This window comes from Weissella ceti (assembly GCF_018394055.1).
Lineage (GTDB): Bacteria > Bacillota > Bacilli > Lactobacillales > Lactobacillaceae > Weissella > Weissella ceti.
The window spans coordinates 237,497-256,457 of record NZ_CP074441.1 but is presented as its reverse complement, the minus strand read 5'-3'; the positions used below and the strand labels follow the sequence as shown (position 1 = coordinate 256,457).

13 protein-coding genes, 2 tRNA genes and 3 rRNA genes are annotated in these 18,961 nt (G+C 43.2%); 2 read left to right on the top strand and 16 right to left on the bottom strand.

Going from position 1 to position 18,961, the window contains the following annotated elements:
- The first annotated feature begins 73 nt into the window (after positions 1-73).
- Positions 74-316, top strand: a complete 243-nt coding sequence (locus KHQ31_RS01255) for a PspC domain-containing protein (protein WP_213409211.1) — start codon at positions 74-76, stop codon at positions 314-316.
- Positions 317-400: 84 nt separating this feature from the next.
- On the opposite strand, the gene KHQ31_RS01250 is transcribed toward KHQ31_RS01255, so the two are convergent.
- From KHQ31_RS01250 to KHQ31_RS01240, 3 genes are read right to left on the bottom strand one after another with little or no spacing between them, the layout of a single operon-like run.
- Complete coding sequence (locus tag KHQ31_RS01250) at positions 401-1,543, bottom strand: LCP family protein (RefSeq protein WP_213409210.1); 1,143 nt, start codon at positions 1,541-1,543, stop codon at positions 401-403.
- A 16-nt stretch (positions 1,544-1,559) separates the two neighbouring features.
- The gene (locus KHQ31_RS01245) at positions 1,560-2,516 is read right to left on the bottom strand and encodes a thymidylate synthase (RefSeq protein ID WP_213409209.1); all 957 of its coding nucleotides are present in this window, start codon (positions 2,514-2,516) and stop codon (positions 1,560-1,562) included.
- A gap of 2 nt (positions 2,517-2,518) precedes the next feature.
- Positions 2,519-3,007 (bottom strand): deoxycytidylate deaminase, encoded by a 489-nt coding sequence (locus KHQ31_RS01240; RefSeq protein ID WP_213409208.1) that lies wholly within the window; start codon positions 3,005-3,007, stop codon positions 2,519-2,521.
- Between the two features lie 358 nt (positions 3,008-3,365).
- Between KHQ31_RS01240 and KHQ31_RS01235 the strand changes: the two genes are divergently transcribed.
- Positions 3,366-3,599, top strand: a complete 234-nt coding sequence (locus KHQ31_RS01235; RefSeq protein ID WP_213409207.1) for a Veg family protein — start codon at positions 3,366-3,368, stop codon at positions 3,597-3,599.
- A gap of 72 nt (positions 3,600-3,671) precedes the next feature.
- Here the strand turns inward: KHQ31_RS01235 and KHQ31_RS01230 are convergent, their stop codons facing one another.
- The 13 genes from KHQ31_RS01230 to KHQ31_RS01170 form a co-directional block, all read right to left on the bottom strand.
- A complete protein-coding gene (locus KHQ31_RS01230) occupies positions 3,672-3,950 on the bottom strand; it encodes a hypothetical protein (protein ID WP_213409206.1) in 279 nt (92 codons plus the stop codon).
- A 163-nt stretch (positions 3,951-4,113) separates the two neighbouring features.
- Positions 4,114-5,481, bottom strand: coding sequence for a hemolysin family protein (locus KHQ31_RS01225; protein ID WP_213409205.1), 1,368 nt, complete (start codon positions 5,479-5,481; stop codon positions 4,114-4,116).
- Positions 5,482-5,529: 48 nt separating this feature from the next.
- The gene (gene rsmA, locus KHQ31_RS01220; RefSeq protein WP_213409204.1) at positions 5,530-6,426 is read right to left on the bottom strand and encodes a 16S rRNA (adenine(1518)-N(6)/adenine(1519)-N(6))-dimethyltransferase RsmA; all 897 of its coding nucleotides are present in this window, start codon (positions 6,424-6,426) and stop codon (positions 5,530-5,532) included.
- On the bottom strand, positions 6,426-6,980 hold the full coding sequence (gene rnmV / locus KHQ31_RS01215; protein ID WP_213409203.1) for a ribonuclease M5: 555 nt from the start codon (positions 6,978-6,980) through the stop codon (positions 6,426-6,428). The genes rsmA and rnmV overlap by 1 nt, the downstream gene beginning before the upstream one ends.
- On the bottom strand, positions 6,980-7,786 hold the full coding sequence (locus KHQ31_RS01210; RefSeq protein ID WP_213409202.1) for a TatD family hydrolase: 807 nt from the start codon (positions 7,784-7,786) through the stop codon (positions 6,980-6,982). The genes rnmV and KHQ31_RS01210 overlap by 1 nt, the downstream gene beginning before the upstream one ends.
- A 55-nt stretch (positions 7,787-7,841) precedes the next feature.
- Positions 7,842-9,980, bottom strand: coding sequence for a cation:proton antiporter (locus tag KHQ31_RS01205; RefSeq protein ID WP_213409201.1), 2,139 nt, complete (start codon positions 9,978-9,980; stop codon positions 7,842-7,844).
- 54 nt (positions 9,981-10,034) lie between these two features.
- On the bottom strand, positions 10,035-12,026 hold the full coding sequence (metG, locus tag KHQ31_RS01200) for a methionine--tRNA ligase (RefSeq protein WP_213409200.1): 1,992 nt from the start codon (positions 12,024-12,026) through the stop codon (positions 10,035-10,037).
- A gap of 352 nt (positions 12,027-12,378) precedes the next feature.
- A complete protein-coding gene (locus tag KHQ31_RS01195) occupies positions 12,379-13,152 on the bottom strand; it encodes a hypothetical protein (protein ID WP_213409199.1) in 774 nt (257 codons plus the stop codon).
- Between the two features lie 226 nt (positions 13,153-13,378).
- Positions 13,379-13,495: ribosomal RNA gene (rrf, locus tag KHQ31_RS01190) — 5S ribosomal RNA — on the bottom strand.
- Between the two features lie 93 nt (positions 13,496-13,588).
- A 23S ribosomal RNA gene (locus KHQ31_RS01185) occupies positions 13,589-16,505 on the bottom strand.
- A 199-nt stretch (positions 16,506-16,704) separates the two neighbouring features.
- Positions 16,705-16,777: transfer RNA gene (locus tag KHQ31_RS01180), tRNA-Ala, on the bottom strand.
- Between the two features lie 7 nt (positions 16,778-16,784).
- Positions 16,785-16,858 (bottom strand) — tRNA-Ile (locus tag KHQ31_RS01175).
- Positions 16,859-16,950: 92 nt separating this feature from the next.
- Positions 16,951-18,528 (bottom strand): 16S ribosomal RNA (locus KHQ31_RS01170).
- The 16S, 23S and 5S rRNA genes sit together here with 2 tRNA genes alongside, the layout of an rRNA operon.
- Between the last annotated feature and the right edge of the window lie 433 nt (positions 18,529-18,961).

Here is an 18,961-nt window from a genome sequence, read left to right as displayed (position 1 = left end):
CGTTTATGCTACTTGCGTTATTATTTATCATATAATATACTTTGTTATACACTAATAAATAAGGAGATCCCTCATGAAAAAGAAGTTATATAAGTCAAACGACCGTGTTCTTGCCGGTGTTTTAGGAGGATTCGCAGATTACTTTAACATTGATCCTAATGTTATGCGTTTAATCTTCATCGGTCTATTCCTAGTTACATGGGGATTCCCAATGATTGCTTTCTATATCATTGCGGCGATCATCATGCCAACCCGTCACACATACAATCAATCAAATCGTGACAATATCCAAGAAGGCGACTACACAGACAAATAGTTTGTTATATGTCACTTAAACAAGTAAACAGGGCCATTAGTTTTCACTAGTGGCCCTGTTTATTTTTATTTATAACCCTACTTATTACGGCAACGGTAGTTGATAAGCATTAATTTGCGCAGCAGTAACCTCACCACCATACAATGGACCACTGTCCTCGATAGGCAATTCCAATTGGGCACGTAAAATATTAGTAATACGTTGCTTTTCAATTGGCCCAATAAATTCAGAAGATCCTGACGGTAGATTACTATATTCTCGACCTGTAAAGTTATCTGTCTTAATATTCTTTGCCGCACTGATATAACGTCCGGCAATGCGTTGAATATCATCAAATGTTAAGTCTGTCTTTGTCGAATCACCAACGACTGCTAACGTAGATTTACTTGTTAGTGCGATCGGATTGGTTACCGCAGTTTTGGCAATTTCTTGTAAGACTAAACGTTGGCGCTTTTGACGACCATAATCACCAGTAGGATCTTGATAACGCATACGAGAGAAGGCTAAGGCTGCTGCCCCATCCATTTCTGTATACATCTTCATCACATTATCCTTACCCGCATGTTGATACGTTGTCTCTCCCTTTTTAAAAGAGTACAGGTTTCCTTTATCTTCATGTGCAGTATCGGGATTGTACTTAAATGTTAGTGGTGAAACAACTTTAATCCCACCTAATTCATTCACAATTTTTTCTAAGCCACCCATGTTAACCAACATATACGCATCAACAGGTACATTCAACCATTGTTGCACTGTTTCCATTGATGTTTTAGCTGATCCAACTTCATACGCAGCATTCATCTTTAATGGGAATTTCTCCTCATAACCAACGGGTGCGATAATCGTATCACGTGGGATAGAGATAACCGTTGTTGTTTCCTTCTTAGGATTAACAGTCGCAATCATCAAAGAGTCTGTACGTCCTTTATACTTACGACCTAATTCACCGGTGTCTGTCCCTAATAGTAACACTGAAAAAGGCTCCCCTTTTTTCAGCAAGTCTGAAACATTTCGCGTCTTCTTCATCTCTGTTTTTTCGTAAGCCTTGTCCAAAGCACTTTGCGCATTAACAAAAGCGCGAATGCCAAATCCTAAAACGAAGATAAACAGAACAATCACTACGGCAAACATAATATGACGACTACGGTATGCATGTGGCCGTTCCCGTGGCCCACGCTGTTCAGCTCCTGAGACACGTTGTTGCTCGTGTTCTGGATAATTTTGCATGATATCCCCCAATTGATTAAACGGCTACCGGCGCCTTGATTGTCTTTCCGGGATGGTAGTTTTCAATCTTAATGTCGTCCATTGTGTAATCAAAAATTGACTTTACGTCTGGGTTCAACCAAAGTGTAGGCAATTCAACCATTGGACGTGACAATTGTTCATTTACTTGATCAAAGTGGTTACTGTAGACGTGCGCATCACCCAATGTGTGCACGAATTCGCCAACTTCGTATCCAGTTTGTGCCGCAACCATGTGCAACAACAATGAATATGAGGCAATGTTAAATGGTACCCCAAGGAACATGTCTGCTGAACGTTGGTATAGTTGTAGACTTAACTTACCATCAGCCACATAGAATTGGAACAATGAGTGACATGGTGGCAAAGCTTGTGTTGGCACCGCTTCAGGGTTCCAAGCAGACACGATCAAACGACGTGAATCTGGGGTTTTCTTGATCATTTCAATCACTTCCGCGATTTGATCAATGAAGCCACCTTGAACCTTGCGCCAGTGACGCCATTGCGCACCGTAAACTTCACCTAGTTCACCATACTTGTCAGCGAATGGTTGGTCATTTAACACACGTTCGATGAACAATTGACGTTGTTCATCATATGCTGCTGCGAATTCTTCATCCACAAGCGCACGACGACCAAAATCGGTCATGTCTGGCCCTGTGTATTCATCTGATTCAACCCAGTTCTTAAACGCCCATTCATCCCAGATATGGTTGTTGTTTTCCAACAAGAACTTGATATTTGTATCGCCAGCTAAGAACCATAGCAATTCACTTGTCACCAGCTTGAATGGTACACGCTTAGTAGTTAGCAATGGAAACCCTTCAGCAAGATCAAAACGCATTTGACGACCAAATACAGAACGCGTTCCTGTACCTGTACGATCCCCCTTTACATTTCCATTCTCTAAAATATCTTTGATTGTATCTAGATACATTTGTTCATTCTGACTCATTGTTATTCTCCTTCATCTGGTAATACATAGCTAGTAAGATCTAACTTGTGCATATCTGATTCGTGTACTAAAACTTGTTGTAAATCAACATTCTTTTGTTGGATCAATTCCATCACAAAATCGTCTGGACGATAGCTGCGTAGATAGTTGATTTTCTTAATTCCGGCTTGTAGTAGCAACTTAGTGCAGTAAACACACGGGAAATCCGTTACGTAAATTTCAGCACCTTCCGCCATAATCCCCATTTTAGCCAATTGCATCAATGCATTTTGTTCTGCGTGTACAGCACGAATACAATGACCATCACGCATTAAATCACCCACTTCATCACAATGCGGTGTTCCAACAACAGATCCATTAAAGCCACTACCAATAACACGACCGTCCTTTACCAAGACTGCTCCCACGCGTAAGCGTGGGCAAGTTCCACGGGACGCCGTCATGATTGCTTGAACCATGAAATACGTTGGCCAATCAATTCGTTCGCTCATCCGTCATACCTCTTCAAAAATTTATTATCCTTATCATAGCATTTTTTATGCCAATTTATACCTTATAATTTCATGACTCCCTTTCGCCTCACTTGAATCAGTTTCACACAGAAAGAAAGTATACTTTAAACACTGAATATCTATCCTTTTATATGTATACGTCTTGTACAAAATAAATTATGTAATGGTTTTCACGCATTTTTTTATGCCAAGGTCATTCTGCTCACATCTGACACAATTGTATTTGTAGTTGTTTTGTGTTATACTTATACAAGTGCTTATTGTTTTTAAAACGATGTTCATAAGTCAACTCCGAGAAGTTGAGATGCGAGAGGGTCTCGCGAAAGGAAGTATGTGTATGCCTTTAGCTCTAACAGAAATCAAACAACAATTGGATGATCACATTGGGGGTGAAATCCGATTGGTAACTCACGAAAGTCGTCACCGTACTATTGAACACGATGCTGTTGTACGTGAAACTTTCCCAGCAGTATTTGTTCTTGATTTGAAACAACCAGGAAACGAATTTAATCGTGCATCATTCAGCTATGCTGATGTGCTAACTGAAAACATTGAAATCACATTCCTATAAACGATGTGATGTAAAAAGACCTATGAGATACATCTCATAGGTCTTTTTGCTTTACCTGGATTTTCAGCTATGTTATCCCTCAATATCTGTACTGCTTCGGGTTTGCTTCTTCTTACGGGCATCTAACCCTGACCAGTAATTTCCCATAGCAATTAACAACGCCAATGCCGAAAAGATGATATCTTTCACACCAGCAAATTGACCATTAAAAATCATGTAAGCAATCATACCTAAAATAACTACCGGTAGAATCCATGGAATAAATTTTAAATTCAAATACCCCCATACATATTGCAGCCCAAAAATCCCTGCGATAATAATGAACAAACTAATATCGGTTAGTGATGTCATATCATATTCCTCCTTTAGAATAAACGTAATAAAGATTCCTGTTCATTTATTTTATCAATTTACTTCGCTTTTTGTTGCACCTAACACTTTACATATCAAGTTACATTACCGATAGAATAAAAAAAGATCGTACTAGACTAACTAGTACGATCTTTTTTATTAATTAGGCGTGTACACCAATGACATCGTCACTTGGCGCAACATCCAATGGATATTGCACAACTTCAAATTCATTAATGTAAGCGTCCTTGAAGTCCAAAGGCGTAATGTCAAAGTTCGCAATGCGAATTGGCTTACCTACTTCAGGTTCAGGGTCCAAGTCCAATACGTAACCAGTCAAAGTAACCATTTCTGATTCTTCAAATGAACGAATTGTTTCTTGGAAGAAGCGTTCAAAGTCATACAAAGTCATCTTTCCAGATACCTTGTAGTGCATTTGTCCTGCTTCATCAGATGCAATCTTTTCGATCAAATCATCGGCAACATCATCAATTTCATCACGAACTGTTCCGAACAATTCTTCATAGATGTCCTTGTCAGTAACGATACCTGATGTTCCACCATATTCGTCCTTAACAACAACCATTGGAACACGGTGTTCGATCATTTCTTGCAACACGTCAGTAATTGGTTGGTTTTCTGACACGTTTGGCAAGTTACGCAAGATAGTACGTAGTGACGCACCATCGTTGATACGTCCTTGACGCACGATGTCGTATGCATAAACATAACCAAGGATCTTATCCTTGTCATTGTTTGCAACAACCGGTAGACGTGAGAACTTAGCTTCTAGATATGTGTTCAACCCATCCTTAATTGTGTCAGTAACGTCGACAACAACCAATTGTGTACGGTCAATCATAATATCTTCAGCGACCTTGTCATTCATTTCGAAGGCACGCTTCATGAATTGAAGATCTTCTTGATCAATTTCCCCTGCCTTTACGGAATCAGAAGAAAGTGACAAAATTTCTGTCTCAGAGTAAATGTCTTCATCTGGATGTGGGCTGTATCCCAACATACGCGTTACGACAGCAGCTGTACGGTCAAACATCCAAATCATTGGGTAAAGCAAGATGTGGAAGAATAGAACCGGACGCACGATGGCCATCAAAACCGGAACTGGCTTATCAATCGCGATGTTCTTAGGCACCAAATCAGTAAAGACGGCGTGAATAAATGTGAAAAGCAAAATAGCGGCGATTGATGATACTGACTTAGCAATGTGTGCAGGTAGAATGTCAGCTGACATAATCAATCCAGCAATGAAACTTTCACCTAACCAACCTAAAATCAAAGAAGTTAGTGTAATTCCGACTTGAGCTGTTGAAAGGTATTCAGTTAAGTGCTCCACCATGTAGATGGCACGTTCAACCTTTGGAGAAGGCTTATCAGCCTCTTCTTGCATTGCACGCAATGCACTAGGACGAACCTTAACCAATGAGTATTCTGTAAGAGTGAACAGAATAGCCAACAGCAAAATGACAGTAATAACGACAACGTTTAAGATTATAGACGGACCAGAATCCATGAGATACCTTCTTTCAAAAATTTATATTTTTATTGTTATGTTTCTATATTAAGCGCTATACACGCCTTCGTCAAATAAAGCATTGTGTAAATTGATAAAATCTTCAAGAGTTAACTTTTCAGCACGGATTTTTGGATCCATGTTTGCCTTTGCCAAGGCATTAGTTAGCTTTTCCTTTGTTGCTTCATCTTTTCCAAATGCTGTAATCAAATTGTTCCACAATGTCTTACGGCGCATTGCAAATCCAATCTTGAATAGTGAGAACATCTTAGCTTCATCCTTAGGCAAAACAGCCAATGGCTCACGTGGTGTCAATGCAATAATAGCAGAATCAACATTAGGATTTGGCACGAAGGCCTTACGTGAAACTGTGAATGCTAACTTAGCATTCATACGGTATTCAATCGCAAGTGTTAGTGCCCCATAATCCTTTGTTCCCGGTGCCGCTGAAATACGATCAGCAACTTCTTTTTGCATCATAACAACAATGCTAGCGAAATCAACGCCTGATTGTAGAACTTGCATCAAGATTGGTGTTGTAATGTAGTATGGCAAGTTGGCAACCAACTTCAATGGTGCACTTGGATCATCGAAGCGTTCTTGGATTTCTTGAGCCAAGTTAACTTGCAAGATGTCTTCGTGGATAACCGTAACGTTATCGTATGGTGCCAATGTGTGGGCCAAAACTGGGATCAAACGATCGTCAATTTCAAAAGCCAAAACTTGCTTAGCATTACGTGCCAATTGTTCTGTCAAAGCTCCGATACCAGGTCCGATTTCAATGACGTTGTCATTTTCAGTTACATCCCCAGCAGCAACGATGTTTGTCAAAATATTGATATCAGTCAAAAAGTTTTGTCCAAGTGACTTCTTTGTATTGATACCGAATTCGTTCATGATGGCTTGCGTACGCACTGGCGTCGCAATATCTGGTCGTTCGTTCATTAAGGTTCCTTCCTTATCTGTGTGAGTGTTTGCTCAAGTTCAGCATGGGTAATGCCAAACATTTCAAGTCGCTTCAAAAGTTGCTTTCCATTTACATAGCCAAGATTTAGCTTTTCAGCAACAGCTTGTCGCTTATTCGCTGAATCAGGCCCGGCTAACAAACCTAAACGCATTAAATCTGCTTTTGTGATATCAGATTCATATGTGTCAGCCGCAACAGTTGATAGATGAGCCAATGCTTGTTGCAACGTTTCATCAGTCGCGTACTCGATGCCCAAACTGTGATGCTTAATTTGTCGTCCTGCTTCATCTTTTGTTAAGAACGCATGTTTAGCGTCTGGCACGATTTCTGTAATCATCTTACGCAATCGTTCACCATTAAAGTCAGGATCAGTAAACACAATAATACCGCGAGTGTTCGCAGCTTGTTTAATTAAGCGGAGTGTTTCGTCAGAAAGCGCTGAACCATTTGTTTCAATCGTCTCGGCGTCAATGACGCGTTGAATGGCTTGCGTATCTGCTTTCCCTTCAACGACAATGACTTCTTTAATCATTATTTCTTATCCAACCACAAACGATGTGCATTTGCCTTTGTTAGCTCTGCTACTTCGTTATATGTCATCCCCAATTGTTCCGCAACGCTTTCAATCGTGAAGCGAACCAACATTGGTTCATTTTGCTTACCACGCATTGGTGTTGGTGCTAAGAATGGCGCATCTGTTTCCACTAGCAAACGATCTAGTGGTACGACTTGCAAGGCTGCCTTAATGTCCTTAGCATTCTTGAATGTCACCATCCCTGAGAATGAAATGTACATGCCAAGATCGACGAAGCGTTTAACTTCTTCTGCATCCCCTGAGAATGAATGCATGACACCACCAAAGCTTGCAACGTCATGTTCTTTTAGTAGTTCATAGACATCATCTGAAGCATCCCGTGAATGAATCGTTACGGGCAAGTTTAATTCCTTAGCCAACTTCAATTGACGTGAAAATGCCGCCTTTTGGACTTCAGGTGTTGGGTTTATGTCCCAATAGTAATCCAAGCCCATTTCACCAAGTCCAACAACCGCATCATCTTGCGCTTGGACTTTTAGAATTTCGAATTCTTCATCTGTGAACGCAGCCACATCTTCCGGTTGCCATCCGATAATCGCATGCATACCTTCAAATTCATGGGCTAGTTCAATCGCACGTTCGTTACCTTCACGGTTGAAACCAACATTGTTCATTTCAACGATACGGAATTCGCGTGCACGTGCCCAGTACGCGGCTACATCATGCCAAAACACATCTTCATTCAAATGTGTGTGGGTATCGTAACCATCGGCTGGACGCTTAGTTGGATCATAAATCGCCATTTGTTTACCTCCATTATTAGTTGTTGTTCTGTTCCTTAGTTATCACTAAGTCTTTTTAACCTTCTTCAGTATCCATAATCAAAGCCTGCGCAGCAGTAATTTCACTGCATAGCGTTGTTGCTAGGCTTTGTGGAATTTCATGGTTAGCTACACTATCAATCACTTGATTTAGTTCAGCTTGTAACGCTGCAAACATAATACGGTTTGCGTCTTTGTCAGTCTTAACGGCCGTTTCCACATTGTGTTGACGACGTTCCATGATATTACGCATTGCGATAATCAATTGCGTGTTTTCCGGATCTTGTTCCAACACTGCAATTTCCATATCTACTGCCGGTGACAACAAATTGTTCAATTCATCAGCAGCATGTTGCCAACGTTCATGTTCATGATCGCGATAGTCAGATAGGTGTTGTTTCCAATCATTTTCAGTCGCACTTTTCATGTATTCACGTTGACGATCTAGTAGCGCCATCATTTGTGGTTGTTTATCTTCTGGCAAACGCTTAATACGATCCTCTTCGAATTGCATGAAACGTTTTACACGATCACGCTGACGCTTCTTTCGTTTATTCTTGCTCATCATCTTTTCAAAGAAATGAATCGTATGCAACATTAACTTCCGTCCCATGATACGGAAGCGTGACATACCAAGCTTATGTTGTTCTTGTGCCATCATACGTTGGTACAAGATTAATGCATCTGATGAAATTTGATCATCCGCTAGCGCTTCTTTAATAGTTTTGATGTTGGTATCAGCCAGATGGTTGTTGGCTTTTGTCCAAACATTCTTTTCAAAACGTTGTTCATATCCCATTTGGCGCTTTAATTGACCATAGATACGCGTTTTGGTTGCTTGTGGCACATCCTGTGCCTTAACAAACTTCATTCCCGCTTGAATCATACGCAAATGTGCCTTTTTAAACTCTGATGGTGTGTAATCAGGCTTAATTGTTGGCAAAATACGAGGCAAAGCAATCAAAGGCACAACCAAACTCAAGATAATCACGACAGTTGCAATGAACAAAATTTCATCACGGAATGGTACGACATCACCTGTCTCTAAGACGAATGGTACTGACAAAGCCATGGCCATCGTCATAGCTCCGTGAACCCCACCAATTGAAAAGATAATGGCATCTTTGTAGTTTTCTGCTTTGTGTTCTTTAAATCCTGCACCACTGGCTTTACGTTGGTTACGCATACGCGCTAAGAAACGTACCACTAACATAACTGCGTAGATGATTAGACTGACCCAAGTCATCCAAATTAGTGTTGGCCAAGGTGTGTTTTCATTGTCAGCTAGAATACGAACTAGTCCTGAACCTAGTAACACGAACACAGCCCCATTCAAGACGTGTGAAATCAATGTCCATACTTGGTTAGACAGATTACTACACTTCGTTGACATGAATTGTAACTTTTCACGTTCTTCATTGTGCACAACTCCGGCAATAACAACCGCAATAATGGCTGATACGTGTAAGGCATCGGCAATCAAATAAATGAACATTGGGCTCAAAATTTGTAACAATAATTGGGCCGTAATGTCGTTCAATTGGTACTTCAATAAATGTTGTCGAATGTAGACCAAGATTAAGGCCAATACTATTCCGACAATCACCCCACCAACTGCGGCGACCATAAAGACAGATGTTCCTTCCCAGAATGAGAAGCGCCCTGTAGATAGCCATAGTAGGGCTAGTTCCAATACGACCAGACCAACCGCATCATTAAACAATGATTCAAGCGTCAATGCTTTTTGTAGGTCGTCTGGCACCTCAACACCTGCCGTAACAGAATTCAAGGCTGTTGCATCGGTTGGTGTGACAATCGCCGCTAACGCAACGGCTAGCGGAATTGGCCACAATAAGATTTGTTCAGCTGAGACAGCCACAATAACGACTGAAACAATCGATAGCAACACGGCTAATCGAATAATTGAACCAAAGTTTTTAGATAGCACGTTAATTGGTGTTTGTTGCCCCTCATAAAACAATAAGGGTGCAATGATCAACACCAAGAACCAATCCGGATGGATAATTAACTGTGCCCCCACTCCCGGAATAAAGGCAATTAATATTCCCATTATAATTTGCCAAAACGCTTGTGGGATTTTTGGATACATTTGTGCTAACAAATTGGCGCCAATAATCGCCATTAAAACTAATGATATAGCTCCAAATAGACTCATAAAAATCCTCCCAATAATGAAATCAGGCCCCCATCGAAATGGCGGCCTGAGTGATTATCCCAATTCAGATCCAGCTTCGATAGATTCTGGCAAGAATGTCAATGTAACATTGCCATCCTTTTCAGCTGATAGAATCATCCCTTCAGACAATTCGCCCATCATCTTACGTGGCTTCAAGTTAGCAACGAACGCAATGTTCTTACCAACTAGTTCTGTAAATTCTGGATAGAACTTCTTAATACCTGACAAGATAGTACGTCCATTTTCAGTACCGTCATCAAGCTTGATACGCAATAGCTTGCTTGACTTCTCAACTTCAGTGACGTCAACAATCTTTCCTACGCGCATTTCAACCTTATCAAAATCGTCAAATTCAATCATAGCTTTTCCTTCTACTTCTGGTGTTGGTTCTACTTGTGTTTCAGCAGCTGGCTTTACACCAGTCATTTCTTCACGGATGTACTTTACTTCAGCTTCAACGTCAACACGTGGGAAGATTGGTTCTCCCTTAGCGACAACACGTCCACCTGAAACAAGGTCTTCAAACTTCAAACCAGTAATTTGCAAGTTTGTTTCTGCCAATCCCAATTGTTCAAAGATCTTAGCAGGTGCCTTAGTCAAAACAGGTTGTAGCATGATTGCCACAACACGCAATGATGCAGCCAAGTGGGCCATAACTGAGCTCAAAGTTTCAGCTTGGCTTTCGTCCTTAGCAAGCGCCCATGGTGTTGTTTCGTCGATGTACTTGTTTGCACGTGAAATCAACTTCCAAACTTCACCCAACGCATCTGAAGTACGTACGCCACTCATGTGGTCGTTGTACCCTTCAATAGCTTCGTTCGCAACGCGAACTAGGTCAGCATCGAATTCTGTCTTACCAGTGTTCAAGGCTGGGATAACACCATCTTCGTACTTGTTGATCATGGCAACTGTACGGTTCAACAAGTTACCCAAGTCATTGGCCAAGTCGTAATTCAACTTTGATACGAAGTCTTCAGGTGTAAAGATTCCGTCGTTACCAAATGGCATTGCGCGCAACAAGTAGTAACGCACAGCGTCGACACCGTAACGGTCAGCCAAAGTATCAGGGTAGACAACGTTACCCTTTGACTTAGACATCTTACCGTCACGCATAGTCAACCAACCGTGGGCCATCAACTTTTCTGGCAATGGTAGTCCCAAAGCGTGCAACATGATTGGCCAGTAGATAGCGTGGAAACGAACGATTTCCTTACCAACTAGTTGAACATTTGCAGGCCAGAACTTCTCAAACAATGCATCATCATCTGAACCATATCCCAATGCTGTGATGTAGTTTGACAAAGCATCGATCCACACGTAGACAACGTGCTTTGGATCATCCGCAACAGGTACTCCCCACTTGAAGGCTGTACGTGTAACGGCCAAGTCTTCTAGTCCTGGCTTGATGAAGTTATTCATCATTTCGTTCATACGTGAGTGTGGTTGTACGAAATCAGGGTGTGTTTCGTAGTATTCTGTCAACCAGTCAGCGTACTTGCTCATCTTGAAGAAGTAAGATTCTTCCTTAACCAATTCAACTTCGTGGCCAGACGGTGCCTTACCACCGATAACCTTACCAGCATCGTCACGGTAAACTTCTTCTAGTTGTGATTCAGTGAAGTATTCTTCGTCATCAACTGAATACCAACCTTCATATTCACCCTTGTAGATGTCACCTTGGTCAACGAATTGCTTAAAGATACGTTGGATAGCCTTTTCGTGTTGTTCATCAGTTGTACGGATGAAGCCATCGTTTGTGATGTCCAAGTAATCCCACAACTTTTGAATGTCCGCAGCCATACCATCAACGTATGCCTTTGGTGTCATGTTTAGCTTTTCAGCCTTTTGTTCAATCTTCAAACCGTGTTCATCAGTCCCTGTAAGGAAGTAAACATCTTCACCCAACAAACGGTGGTAGCGAGCTTCTGCGTCCGCTAAAACAGTTGTGTAAGTGTTTCCGATGTGTAGCTTTCCTGATGGGTAATAAATAGGTGTAGTGATATAGAATGTTTTATTTTCAGTCATGTGATTACCTCCGACCGTACAAATGAGTAAGGTTCTAAATTTTTGCCATGAAATGGCGGTTACTCTCTATTATAGCAAAATTCTTGACTTTTTATTTCGTTTCAGGATAAAAAAATACCATCATTTCTGATGGTATCTGGGTCACAGCTATCGATTATTTATCTCAATATTTCTGACTCTATCTTCTCTATCTCTCATATCTACTCCTTAGCGAAAGCTTCAACGATTATCCATGATGAAACTCCATAGATAACGTATCGCATAAATTGATAATGTTCTGCAAATATATGTGTCCCCGCCACACACATGACGCTACCTAAAAATAAAATGCCAAATTTTGTACGTTTCTTCATTACCACAATTCAATCCATCCATTATTCCGAATTTTATCTCGACGATCTACCCAACGTGCTAAATATTTTCCAGGACTATAGTGACCTAAGGCAATCTCTAATCCCGCTAAAATAAACTTACTAGCTCGTTTTAATCCAATGTTCGCCAATGTCCCTTTTAGGCGAGACATCAAACGCTTTTTAACATACTTCACGCCCTTGCGACGCGCTAAGGTTAAAGCTGCCCCTAATCCACCACCTAACGCCATACCAATTGCCACATCCAATACAGTCCCTAAGAATGATGTCGAAATCGCACCGTGTTTAGCTGCTAAAATCTTTTCACCCGTCAAACCATCAAAAATGGTCTTGTGGTTTTCCGTCAATTGTTTGATCAATGTATTTGTTGCACCTTGTACATTTTGATAATTGATTGACTTTGAATCAAACACTGACAAAACAGCTTCCTCATAAACAAATTCATCTTGTTGTGTCGGTAGCTTTAAGGCGGTTACTGCCTCATGGACCGTCTTAACGACCTTTTGCTTCTGTACTTGGTTCATTCGTTGTACATCAAGCATAACTGGTTCCATTACAGCTAGATTTTCTTCATCTATCTTACGTGTCTCAGTTCCTTGCGTTTCTGCCCTATGTGTCTGGCACTGTTCTAATATCTGCGCCCCCGTTAATGTGTTACTTGATACTAATGGTTCTAATCCCATTGGTACTAGTAAGCTAATCATACAGACTACTAACATTGTCTTCTGACAGAACTTCGCAAGTTGTTTCGCCATAACGCCCCCTTAGTTATTGACCGCGACCTGTGACCCTTCACAAGATTACCAAACGTCTCAATAACCCGTCAAAACAACGAAAAAACAGCTAAAACCTAGTATTGATAGGCTTTAGCTGTTTTATTAGTGGTCGATTTATAGAACATTGTAAAATAAGAAATCTCTCTATGTATTATTTCATATTTAAACAAAAAAAATACCATCATTTCTGATGGTATTTTCGGTTGCATTGCGACGTCCTATCCTCGCAGGGGGCGATCCCCCAACTACTTTTGGCGCTATTGAGCTTAACTTCTGTGTTCGGTATGGGAACAGGTGTGGCCTCAATGCCATCATCACAACACGGTATATTCAAGACTTACGTCTCTCAAAACTGAATAATATGTAAATTTTACTTCACTCTTTAATTGAGCCTTAACACCACGTTTTGTTCAACTTGGTTAAGTCCTCGAACCATTAGTACTAGTCCGCTCCATGCATCACTGCACTTCCACTTCTAGCCTATCTACCTCATCATCTTTGAGGGGTCTTACTTCATAAAGAATGGGAAATCTCATCTCGAGGCGAGTTTCACACTTAGATGCTTTCAGCGTTTATCTCATCCGTACATAGCTACTCAGCGATGCTCCTGGCGGAACAACTGATACACCAGAGGTACGTCCACCCCGGTCCTCTCGTACTAAGGGCAGCTCCTCTCAAATTTCCTACGCCCGCGACGGATAGGGACCGAACTGTCTCACGACGTTCTGAACCCAGCTCGCGTACCGCTTTAATGGGCGAACAGCCCAACCCTTGGGACCGACTACAGCCCCAGGATGCGATGAGCCGACATCGAGGTGCCAAACCTCCCCGTCGATGTGGACTCTTGGGGGAGATAAGCCTGTTATCCCCAGGGTAGCTTTTGTCCGTTGAGCGATGGCCCTTCCATGCGGAACCACCGGATCACTAAGTCCTACTTTCGTACCTGCTCGACTTGTAAGTCTCACAGTCAAGCTCTCTTGTGCCTTTACACTCTACGAATGATTTCCAACCATTCTGAGAGAACCTTTGAGCGCCTCCGTTACCTTTTAGGAGGCGACCGCCCCAGTCAAACTGCCTGCCAGACACTGTCTTCCATCGCGATAAGCGATGTGAGTTAGAGTGGTCATACAACGAGGGTAGTATCCCACTGATGCCTCCTTCGAAACTAGCGTTCCGATCTCAACGGCTCCTACCTATTCTGTACAAGCTGCACAAACACTCAATATCAAGCTACAGTAAAGCTCCATGGGGTCTTTCCGTCCTGTCGCGGGTAACCCGCATCTTCACGGGTCTTTAAATTTCACCGAGTCTCTCGTTGAGACAGTGCCCAGATCGTTACGCCTTTCGTGCGGGTCGGAACTTACCCGACAAGGAATTTCGCTACCTTAGGACCGTTATAGTTACGGCCGCCGTTTACTGGGGCTTCAATTCGTACCTTCGCTTGCGCTAAGCACTCCTTTTAACCTTCCAGCACCGGGCAGGCGTCAGCCCCTATACGTCATCTTACGATTTTGCAGAAACCTGTGTTTTTGATAAACAGTCGCCTGGGCCTATTCACTGCGGCTCAGCTTTCGCTGAGCACCCCTTCTCCCGAAGTTACGGGGTCATTTTGCCGAGTTCCTTAACGAGAGTTCACTCGCTCACCTTAGGATGCTCTCCTCGACTACCTGTGTCGGTTTGCGGTACGGGCAGGTAAACACTAACTAGAAGCTTTTCTTGGCAGCGTGACATCACAGACTTCCCTACTTTATTTCGGTCCTCATCATCACTTGTCCTTGGAAGAGCAAGCATTTAACTCACTCTAAGACTTATGATTTAACCCAGCATATCCATCAGCTGGGATCTGTTAGCCTTCTGCGTCCCTCCATCGTTCAAACATGTTCACCTGGTACAGGAATCTCAACCTGTTGTCCATCGACTACGCCTCTTGGCCTCGCCTTAGGTCCCGACTAACCCTGGGAGGACGAGCCTTCCCCAGGAAACCTTAGTCATACGGTGGACAGGATTCTCACCTGTCTTTCGCTACTCATACCGGCATTCTCACTTCTATGCGCTCCACCAGTCCTCACGGTCTGACTTCATCGCCCATAGAACGCTCTCCTATCGCGCCACTTACGTGGCACCCGTAGTTTCGGTGGTGTGTTTAGCCCCGGTACATTTTCGGCGCAGAATCACTCGACTAGTGAGCTATTACGCACTCTTTAAATGGTGGCTGCTTCTAAGCCAACATCCTAGTTGTCTATGCAACTCCACATCCTTTTCCACTTAACACACACTTAGGGACCTTAACTGACGATCTGGGCTGTTCCCCTTTCGACAATGGATCTTATCACTCACTGTCTGACTCCCGGACATACGTGATTGGCATTCGGAGTTTATCTTAATTTGGTAACCCGAGATGGGCCCCGCACCAAAACAGTGCTCTACCTCCAACACGCTTCATTCCGAGGCTAGCCCTAAAGCTATTTCGGAGAGAACCAGCTATCTCCAAGTTCGATTGGAATTTCACCGCTACCCACACCTCATCCCAGCATTTTTCAACATGCACGGGTTCGGGCCTCCAATGCGTTTTACCGCATCTTCACCCTGGACATGGGTAGGTCACCTGGTTTCGGGTCTACAACAACGTACTCAAGCGCCCATTTCAGACTCGCTTTCGCTACGGCTCCGGTCTTTCCACCTTAACCTTGCACGTTATCGTAACTCGCCGGTTCATTCTACAAAAGGCACGCCATCACCCATTAACGGGCTCTGACTTCTTGTAGGCACATGGTTTCAGGAACTTTTTCACTCCCCTTCCGGGGTGCTTTTCACCTTTCCCTCACGGTACTGGTTCACTATCGGTCACTAGGGAGTATTTAGCCTTGCGAGATGGTCCTCGCGGATTCCGACCGGATTTCACGTGTCCGGCCGTACTCAGGATCCTGTACGGGAGGTTGTTCGTTTTCGCATACGGGGCTATCACCCTATCCTGCTCAGCTTCCCAGCTGATTCTGCTAACAAACAACTTTGTAACTCCACAACGACAGTCCTACAACCCCAATGTGCAAGCACATTGGTTTGGGCTCTTCCGTTTTCGCTCGCCGCTACTGACGGAATCGATATTTCTTTCTCTTCCTGTTGCTAATGAGATGTTTCAGTTCACAACGTCTACCTTCAACCTGACTATGTATTCATCAGGTGATAACTTGCATACACAAGCTGGGTTCCCCCATTCGGAAACCCCCGGATCAAAGCTCACTTACAGCTCCCCGGGGAATATCGGTGTTAGTCCCGTCCTTCATCGGCTCCTAGTGCCAAGGCATCCACCATGCGCCCTTAATAACTTAACCTATCAACTTACGTTGATGATTCAAGTTTGAGTATGTGGCTCAAGGCCACATGCGATTTAAACTAATTTAAAAAACTCAAAAAATTACGCGGTGTATTTTTTTCGGCTCAATTTAATTAAATAATTAATTTGAAATGAATTTAAAATTTACAATATTATTCAGTTTTCAAAGATCTAAGTCACTGCCACGTGAGTGGCAATGGAGAATATCGGGATCGAACCGATGACCCCCTGCTTGCAAAGCAGGTGCTCTCCCAGCTGAGCTAATTCCCCGTTAGAATGGGACTGAGAGGACTCGAACCTCCGACCTCACCCTTATCAGGGGTGCGCTCTAACCAGCTGAGCTACAGTCCCGAGGTTCTTCTCTCGTGTATTACATTGAGTGTAAACCACTCAAAACTAAATATCGTTTCAATGCGAATGTGTAGGTTTCCGATTTTCCTTAGAAAGGAGGTGATCCAGCCGCAGGTTCTCCTACGGCTACCTTGTTACGACTTCACCCTAATCATCTATCCCACCTTAGACGGCTGGCTCCTAAAAGGTTACCTCACCGGCTTTGGGTGTTACAAACTCTCATGGTGTGACGGGCGGTGTGTACAAGACCCGGGAACGTATTCACCGCGGCGTGCTGATCCGCGATTACTAGCGATTCCGACTTCATGTAGGCGAGTTGCAGCCTACAATCCGAACTGAGACAAGCTTTAAGAGATTTGCGTACCCTCGCGGGTTAGCGACTCGTTGTACTTGCCATTGTAGCACGTGTGTAGCCCAGGTCATAAGGGGCATGATGATTTGACGTCATCCCCACCTTCCTCCGGTTTGTCACCGGCAGTCTCACTAGAGTGCCCAACTGAATGCTGGCAACTAGTAATAAGGGTTGCGCTCGTTGCGGGACTTAACCCAACATCTCACGACACGAGCTGACGACAACCATGCACCACCTGTCACTTTGTCCCCGAAGGGAAAGCGCCATTTCTGGCGTGGTCAAAGGATGTCAAGACCTGGTAAGGTTCTTCGCGTTGCTTCGAATTAAACCACATGCTCCACCGCTTGTGCGGGTCCCCGTCAATTCCTTTGAGTTTCAACCTTGCGGTCGTACTCCCCAGGCGGAGTGCTTAATGCGTTAGCTGCGACACTTAGGGGCGGAAACCCCCAAACATCTAGCACTCATCGTTTACGGTGTGGACTACCAGGGTATCTAATCCTGTTTGCTACCCACACTTTCGAGCCTCAACGTCAGTTACAGTCCAGAGAGCCGCCTTCGCCACTGGTGTTCCTCCATATATCTACGCATTTCACCGCTACACATGGAATTCCACTCTCCTCTACTGCACTCAAGTTATCCAGTTTCCAAAGCACTTCCACAGTTAAGCTGTGGGCTTTCACTTCGGACTTAAATAACCGTCTGCGCTCGCTTTACGCCCAATAAATCCGGATAACGCTTGGAACATACGTATTACCGCGGCTGCTGGCACGTATTTAGCCGTTCCTTTCTGGTAAGATACCGTCAGACACTGAGCAGTTACTCTCAATGCTATTCTTCTCTTACAACAGTGTTTTACGAGCCGAAACCCTTCATCACACACGCGGCGTTGCTCCATCAGACTTTCGTCCATTGTGGAAGATTCCCTACTGCTGCCTCCCGTAGGAGTATGGGCCGTGTCTCAGTCCCATTGTGGCCGATCAGTCTCTCAACTCGGCTACGCATCATCGTCTTGGTGAGCCATTACCTCACCAACTAACTAATGCGCCGCGGGACCATCTCTTAGTGATAGCAGAACCATCTTTCAAATAGCAACCATGCGGTTGCTAGTGTTATGCGGTATTAGCATCTGTTTCCAGATGTTATCCCCCGCTAAGAGGTAGGTTTCCCACGTGTTACTCACCCGTTCGCCACTCACTGCAATGTTCATCGTCATATCAGAGCAAGCTCTTCAAATCAGTTGAACCACAGTGCGTTCGACTTGCATGTATTAGGCACGCCGCCAGCGTTCATCCTGAGCCAGGATCAAACTCTCAATTTGAAGTTTGAGTATAACTCAATTTTTTTGTTGTTTAACAGATGTTAAACGAATTTACTAGCGAATTGACTTCGCAAATGTTTGGACCAACTAATAGTTGGTCGACCTACACATTTGTTACATCGAAACGATATTCAGTTTTCAATGATCTACTTCGTTGTTTCGTTTAGGTGATTTGCATCTCCCTGAAACAACTTAATTATCATATCGTGAACCGATATGAATGTCAACGCTTTTTCAAAAGTTTTTTAGAACTTTTTTCAGAAGCGAATCGGCTAATGACTTGCGCCCCTAAGGGTTAGCGAATCGTTTTGCCTTTGACAACTCGTATAATATTACAGACGAGCGAGCTAATTGTCAACACCTTTTTTGAAAAAGTTTTTTGAATCAATTAGCGTCGTTTCAGACGCCGTAGCGCCCTTAACAACTTGATTAA

What these genes read in the sequence shown, in the direction of transcription:
- KHQ31_RS01195 (WP_213409199.1), bottom strand. Translation starts at nt 13,152, where the DNA reads ATGGCGAAACAACTTGCGAAGTTCTGTCAGAAGACAATGTTAGTAGTC.
- rnmV (WP_213409203.1), bottom strand. Translation starts at nt 6,980, where the DNA reads ATGATTAAAGAAGTCATTGTCGTTGAAGGGAAAGCAGATACGCAAGCC.
- KHQ31_RS01255 (WP_213409211.1), top strand. Translation starts at nt 74, where the DNA reads ATGAAAAAGAAGTTATATAAGTCAAACGACCGTGTTCTTGCCGGTGTT.
- KHQ31_RS01230 (WP_213409206.1), bottom strand. Translation starts at nt 3,950, where the DNA reads ATGACATCACTAACCGATATTAGTTTGTTCATTATTATCGCAGGGATT.
- KHQ31_RS01245 (WP_213409209.1), bottom strand. Translation starts at nt 2,516, where the DNA reads ATGAGTCAGAATGAACAAATGTATCTAGATACAATCAAAGATATTTTA.
- KHQ31_RS01250 (WP_213409210.1), bottom strand. Translation starts at nt 1,543, where the DNA reads ATGCAAAATTATCCAGAACACGAGCAACAACGTGTCTCAGGAGCTGAA.
- KHQ31_RS01240 (WP_213409208.1), bottom strand. Translation starts at nt 3,007, where the DNA reads ATGAGCGAACGAATTGATTGGCCAACGTATTTCATGGTTCAAGCAATC.
- KHQ31_RS01210 (WP_213409202.1), bottom strand. Translation starts at nt 7,786, where the DNA reads ATGGCGATTTATGATCCAACTAAGCGTCCAGCCGATGGTTACGATACC.
- KHQ31_RS01225 (WP_213409205.1), bottom strand. Translation starts at nt 5,481, where the DNA reads ATGGATTCTGGTCCGTCTATAATCTTAAACGTTGTCGTTATTACTGTC.
- KHQ31_RS01205 (WP_213409201.1), bottom strand. Translation starts at nt 9,980, where the DNA reads ATGAGTCTATTTGGAGCTATATCATTAGTTTTAATGGCGATTATTGGC.
- KHQ31_RS01235 (WP_213409207.1), top strand. Translation starts at nt 3,366, where the DNA reads ATGCCTTTAGCTCTAACAGAAATCAAACAACAATTGGATGATCACATT.
- rsmA (WP_213409204.1), bottom strand. Translation starts at nt 6,426, where the DNA reads ATGAACGAACGACCAGATATTGCGACGCCAGTGCGTACGCAAGCCATC.
- metG (WP_213409200.1), bottom strand. Translation starts at nt 12,026, where the DNA reads ATGACTGAAAATAAAACATTCTATATCACTACACCTATTTATTACCCA.